This is a genomic window from Helicobacter sp. MIT 03-1616, from assembly GCF_000765685.2.
In the GTDB taxonomy this organism is placed as follows: domain Bacteria; phylum Campylobacterota; class Campylobacteria; order Campylobacterales; family Helicobacteraceae; genus Helicobacter_C; species Helicobacter_C typhlonius.
Genome location: NZ_JROY02000020.1, coordinates 1 through 5,579, shown reverse-complemented (window position 1 = coordinate 5,579; position 5,579 = coordinate 1). Strand labels below are relative to the sequence as shown.

At 34.3% G+C, this 5,579-nt stretch carries 6 protein-coding genes; all 6 read left to right on the top strand.

Going from position 1 to position 5,579, the window contains the following annotated elements:
* Positions 1 to 216: 216 nt before the first annotated feature.
* Entirely contained in the window at positions 217 to 1,089 is an 873-nt protein-coding gene (locus tag LS67_RS09285) for a replication initiation protein (RefSeq protein ID WP_161594495.1), read from the top strand.
* A 103-nt stretch (positions 1,090 to 1,192) separates the two neighbouring features.
* Positions 1,193 to 1,744, top strand: a complete 552-nt coding sequence (locus tag LS67_RS09280; RefSeq protein ID WP_034328430.1) for a hypothetical protein — start codon at positions 1,193 to 1,195, stop codon at positions 1,742 to 1,744.
* A gap of 52 nt (positions 1,745 to 1,796) precedes the next feature.
* The gene (locus LS67_RS09275) at positions 1,797 to 2,453 is read left to right on the top strand and encodes a DUF2726 domain-containing protein (RefSeq protein WP_011115800.1); all 657 of its coding nucleotides are present in this window, start codon (positions 1,797 to 1,799) and stop codon (positions 2,451 to 2,453) included.
* Between the two features lie 81 nt (positions 2,454 to 2,534).
* Complete coding sequence (locus LS67_RS09270) at positions 2,535 to 3,509, top strand: hypothetical protein (protein ID WP_034328431.1); 975 nt, start codon at positions 2,535 to 2,537, stop codon at positions 3,507 to 3,509.
* A 9-nt stretch (positions 3,510 to 3,518) separates the two neighbouring features.
* Positions 3,519 to 4,607 (top strand): type IV secretion system protein, encoded by a 1,089-nt coding sequence (locus LS67_RS09265; RefSeq protein ID WP_081947960.1) that lies wholly within the window; start codon positions 3,519 to 3,521, stop codon positions 4,605 to 4,607.
* Positions 4,608 to 4,620: 13 nt separating this feature from the next.
* Complete coding sequence (locus LS67_RS09260) at positions 4,621 to 5,349, top strand: hypothetical protein (protein WP_052057412.1); 729 nt, start codon at positions 4,621 to 4,623, stop codon at positions 5,347 to 5,349.
* Positions 5,350 to 5,579 lie beyond the last annotated feature (230 nt).

Here is a 5,579-nt window from a genome sequence, read left to right as displayed (position 1 = left end):
GGATAAATTGCGGAGAAACATTGTTTAATCAAAGCACGAAAAATAGGATTATAGAGTTTCTTTTAGAGGAATTTTATTAAGTGGATAAATTGCGAATTTTAAGTGGATAAATTGCGGAGAAATAGGCTATTAAGCTTAAAATACTTCTTTGTTTTGAAATATTATCTATTTTAAGATATACTCATATCTTATGAGATATATTAAAGGAAGTAAATTTTGACTGAACAAAAAAATCTTTTTGGAGAGGTAATAAATCCAGCCGAAATTCTTGCTGATGATGTTGTCTATGATAAGCAATTAAGCGTAGAATACGAGAATCGCTTTAATCAAATTATCTTTAAAGATTTCACAGAAGCGGACTTTAATATCTTTTTTATTCTTTGCGCAGTGGCAAAAAACCAAAGAGCAAGGATTATCAATATTTCATTTGAGCAAATGAGAGAGTTTGTAGAAAATGATAAAAACAAAAAGAGATTTTACAAGAATATTGTAGATTTTGCTAAAAAGCTTAATTCTCTTAAGGCTCAAAAAAGCCAAATTGATGAGGAAGGCTATGAGCGATTCTCGGCTTACACATTCTTTGAAAGAATTATAGCCGATGAAAAAACTTGTGTTTTAAGTATTAAGGTTACCGAAAGCTCCCTAGAATTGATAAATGAGCTTACTTCACATTTTACACGCTTTGAATTGCGAGAATTTTGCTCTCTCAATAATAAATACGCAAAAAATCTCTATCGGTTACTTAAACAATACCAAGCCACAGGCAAATATGTAGTCAAATATGCAAGATTTAAAGAGTTAATGTCTATTCCTAGTAGTTATGAAACAAGGGATATTGATAAACAGGTTTTAAAACCCTCTATTTTAAAGCTCATTGAGACAAGCCCTTATACCAATAAGCCCTACTTTGAAAACCTCGCGTATAAAAAGATTAAAGAAAATACCAAAGGTGAAAAGGGTAGGGGACAAAGTGGTGCGATTGATAGAATAGAATTTTCATTCACACCTTCTTTACCAAAGACAAAGAAAAAAGCTAATAAGAGTAATATATTACCCCCCCCCCCCCCGCAAAACAAATTCCTGAAATGAAACTTAAATATGAGGAGTTCGTTTTAAGTATGTAAAACTTTTGATAAGACTTACAGATTTAAGATTCATATTTGAATTTTTACTTTTATCATAAGGAGAAAAAATGAAAAAGAGTGTAGTAGGAGTAATCGCATTTAGTATTTTACTCACAGGAGTAAATGCCTTTGACTTAGGAGATATTACAAAAGGATTAGAGAAAACCTTAGAAGCGGGAAGAGACGCAGGAGTAGTCAAAGGTGGAAAACCTATTGATATTATGACAGATAATGTCAATGATAAGAAAAATATAGAGGCGTGTAAGAAATTTTATCATCAACATAAAATCGCTTTTAATACCGACAATGGGATTCCTGATTACTCATCTTCAAAGGACTGGAGTTTTACTCGCACATATGATAAAAAAGATGTGGAAGCTTGGAATAAAGCATACGATAATGCTATAGACAAACTTCAAAAATCAGATTTTGATATTGCAAAACATACAAAAAAGAATAATCTTAATGCTCAAGCGATGTGCCGCTTCATTCTTAGCTCCATAAGTTATGGAGGTGAAAAACGCAAAGCATTTAAAGGTAAAGACTTTGATGCACTTCAAAAGGAAACAGCAAAATATTATGACAAGTCTAAGGCTAGAAAAGAAGCACTTGATTTTTGAGTAGCTTTTGTTTGCAACTCGGATATAACACAAATCGCTCTTAGGAGACTCTATGCCACAACTTACGACAATTACATTTGATATATGGGAAGTAATTCTTATATGTGTGGTTGTGGCATTTGTTGTCTATGGCTTGACTAAAATATTTTTAAGCTGGAAATTTAAAAAAGAATCTGCACGAAAAAGAGCTTATTGGGAATCTAAGAGGACAGAGGAACAATGTGTAGAGAATATCCCCAAAGATAAGGCTGTTCAACGCTTAGAAGATATGTGCGATGGCACAATCACAATTAAAAAATTAATGAATAACGAAGAAGCAAGGATTTATTATGCTCTTGCAAAGGTTTTTAAAGAAAACTATAACATTAGCCCTCAAGTTTCTTTTAAAGCCTTTTTAAAAGGAGAACAAGATACAAATGCTTGGAGAAGCTTTAGTGATTTTTATTGCGATTTTTTAGTTACTCACAAAAGAGGGGAACATAAAGATAAACCCGTAGCTGTAATAGAATATCACGGAGGCAAACATTATGGCACAGATAATGAATTAGAAGCAAAGGTGCGTAAAAATGACCTTGTCAAAGCTCAAGTGCTTGGTAAGGTAGGTATTGCTTCTCTTATCATTAGAGAAAGTGATATTAAAGGCGATTCGCAATATATTGATGATATAATGCTTGAAAAGTGTGTAACCGAGCTTTACTCTCTCATTTAGATTCTATATTTTTATGCTATAATCATAAGCGACATTAAAAGAGATACTCGCTCATCTTTACTCTATGACAAAGGGGAAAAGATGAAATCTATTCAACACAAACTACTTCATATTGCTTTTTGCTTAAGCATAGGCTTTAGCATAGCTCAAGCAAATCTTCCTGTAATTGATGTAAGCTCAATCGCTCAAAGCATAATGCAATATACTCAAATGATAAAAGAATTTACAAAGTATGAAGCAGAACTAAGAGCTATGGGGATTGACACAGGCAGAGTTGGCAAAATTCTACAAGAGCTCGATGGGGTGAGTGATGATATAATAAGCAGTTTTGAAAATACCGAAAATGTTTTTACTTCAATATTTGCTAGAATCAATCAAGATTGTGAATCTCTAGCCCAAAACGAAAATGCTAAAAAGGCTTTAGATAAGGCAAAGGAAAAATATCAAAAAGATAAATATCAAAACTATAACGAGCAAGAAAAATCAGTATTGGTTTGCCTTGCAGTCTTAGAAAATCCTATGGATATGATAAGCATTAAAGATGAACTCAGACAAAAAGTAGATGAAGCCCTCAAGAAGAAAGACTATAAGACATATGAAAAGGCAAAAGATAGGCTAGAAAAAATCAAAAAAACACAAGAATACATTAAATCAAAAGTAACTGATGAAAAGCTCACACAATGGGCGAAATTCTACGAGAAATTTAACATCGTGGAGAAAGGAAAAATCCAAAATCAAGTAACAAAAATAATAAGCAATGCCAAAAAAGCGACTAATCCTCAAGAAGTAGCCAATGCGACCAATGCGATTCTCCAACAAATGCTTCAGCTCTCTATGGTGCAATATGAAATGTCTATGAACTCAAATAATCTCATCATAGAGTTTCTAAGCAAGGAGCAGGAGGAAAAAAGAGAAAAAGCAACAAGGAAAAACGAAAAAGAGCTCGTAGATAAAAGCGAAAAGGAGTTTTCAAAGCTTTTTGAAAATGATACATTCTCTAAGTTTAAAGACGAGGTAAGGTATAACGAAATAGGCTTACCTATTATGTTTGAATAAGGGGAGCTTATGGCAAACGAACAAGGTATATTGCCCTATCTAGTCAATATTGTTAATCAAACAGGGAATGTCGTTGTAGCAAATATTTATAATGGCATAGGAAATTTATATAGCCATAATATTGCTTATACTCTACTTGGTTTAAGTATAACAATTTGGGCTTTTTTAAGAATCAAAGACAATGGCTTTAATAAAGATGATATACATAAGGCTATGATATGGATAAGTGTTTTTATCATTATCAAAGTCGCATTAAGTAGCTATGAAACCTATAAAGACTTTTTGCGCATATTTCAATTACCTTACAAGTGGGTGAGCGCGGGAGTAAGTGCTTATGGCACAGCAGGAAATGCAGACGCTATTATCAATCATTTTTGGAAAATTGCAATTGATACAGGCAAGGGATATGCTGAAAATCTAGGTTGGACAGATATAGGAGAATGGATAATTCTAGGATTATTCTTAGCCTTAGCTCTTATTGTAATGATAGCAATATGTGTAATGACAATCCTAAGTCAATTAATGGCAACGATACTTTTAAGCCTTTGTGCATTAGTATTGCCTCTTATTTGTTGGAGTCAGACAAGAAGCATATTCTTTAGTTGGCTTAAGCTCTATATAGGTATGAGCTTATGGGCACCTCTTGCTATATTAGCAAGTGGATTACCACAAAGTGCATTAGACCAAATAACAACGATAGGAGGAGGACAAAAGTATAACACAGAAACGATGAGTGTTTTAATTATACCTAGCGTTATGTGTATTTTTGCCTTATTCCTCCTCACAAAGATTCCTGCGTGGGTAAGTGCAATTATAGGAAGCGCGGATTCAAGCAGTGGAGGAAGCGGACTTGCAGGACTTGCAAGTGCAGGTGGAATGGCTATGAAACGAATAGCAGAGGGAGGTAAAGCATATCAAGAAGCCCGCAAAGACGGAAAAGGTATAGGTGCTTCAATAGGGACAGGGATAGGCACAGCAGTAGGAGGAAAATTAGGCGGTGCAGCAACACAAAAAGCCCCAGAAATAGCAAGAGCAGGAAAAGAAAAAGCAATGCAAATAGGGCGATTCATTGCCAAACATACACCATCTATCAAATAAAAGGAGTGAGATAATGGAGATTAGAGAAAAAGAACAACAAGAGATTCTAAGCTTTAGCGATGATTACACTCTATGCAAAAGCCCAAAGGCAAAAGAGCAACACGCCGAGAATATCCTTAAAAATTATGAGGAGCAGTATAAAGATATTGATAAGGCAATATCCATAATGCAAAAAGCAGAAGAAGGTATTAAAAAACAGCAGAGCCAAGAAGCAAAGATACATCAAGAGGAGAACAACGAGGCTAAAGAGCAAGAAGGAGATTCTAGCACACTTGATAGAGCAGTGAATGAGATTCAAAACTCAAGGAATGTTTTTGACTTCTTAAAGTGCTTATATGACCTAGAAAAAGGTATGTATGAGCTAGGCATAGGGAAAAAGCCAAATCCTCAAGAATTTAGCGAGAAGCTTAATAAAATGAAGGACAAGGCTTTAAGTATTGACTTTATCAAAAATAGCCTTAGCAAAATCAAGGAGAGTAAGGAGAAAATACAAAACTTCTCTAAGAATCTTAAACTTGAAATTGCATTTGCAAGGCAAATAAACAAAGATATTGACTTACACGATTACAGCATACATAAAGATACAAAGCAAGAGTATATAAGGCGGATTGATAAGAGTTTAGAATCCGCGCTCAAAGAATGTCCTCATATCAAGGCGGATTATCCTAAAATGTGTAAAAGGGCAGAAAGTCTTGTAAAAAGTCTTGGTAAAGAGCAAAACAAGGAAATAGAAAGGTGCTAGTTTTTAGCTTACTAGGGCAAAACAACGCCTCGCTTTTGTTTTGAGATATTGTTTGTGCGTGGCACTTCTTATTCCATAGCTCCGAAGTGTTTGAGTTTGCTTACGCAAATCTCCACTTCTCTATTTTTAGGCTATCTAGTCGTATTGACTTCTTGTGAAAGCCTATAAACAAAAAATGCTAAACCACCAAAAAATGCTAAACCCGAAACAATAACAGCTACGACTCCAAT

Coding starts and splice junctions, on each gene's coding strand:
- LS67_RS09280 (WP_034328430.1), top strand. CDS start 1,193: ATGAAAAAGAGTGTAGTAGGAGTAATCGCATTTAGTATTTTACTCACA.
- LS67_RS09275 (WP_011115800.1), top strand. CDS start 1,797: ATGCCACAACTTACGACAATTACATTTGATATATGGGAAGTAATTCTT.
- LS67_RS09270 (WP_034328431.1), top strand. CDS start 2,535: ATGAAATCTATTCAACACAAACTACTTCATATTGCTTTTTGCTTAAGC.
- LS67_RS09265 (WP_081947960.1), top strand. CDS start 3,519: ATGGCAAACGAACAAGGTATATTGCCCTATCTAGTCAATATTGTTAAT.
- LS67_RS09260 (WP_052057412.1), top strand. CDS start 4,621: ATGGAGATTAGAGAAAAAGAACAACAAGAGATTCTAAGCTTTAGCGAT.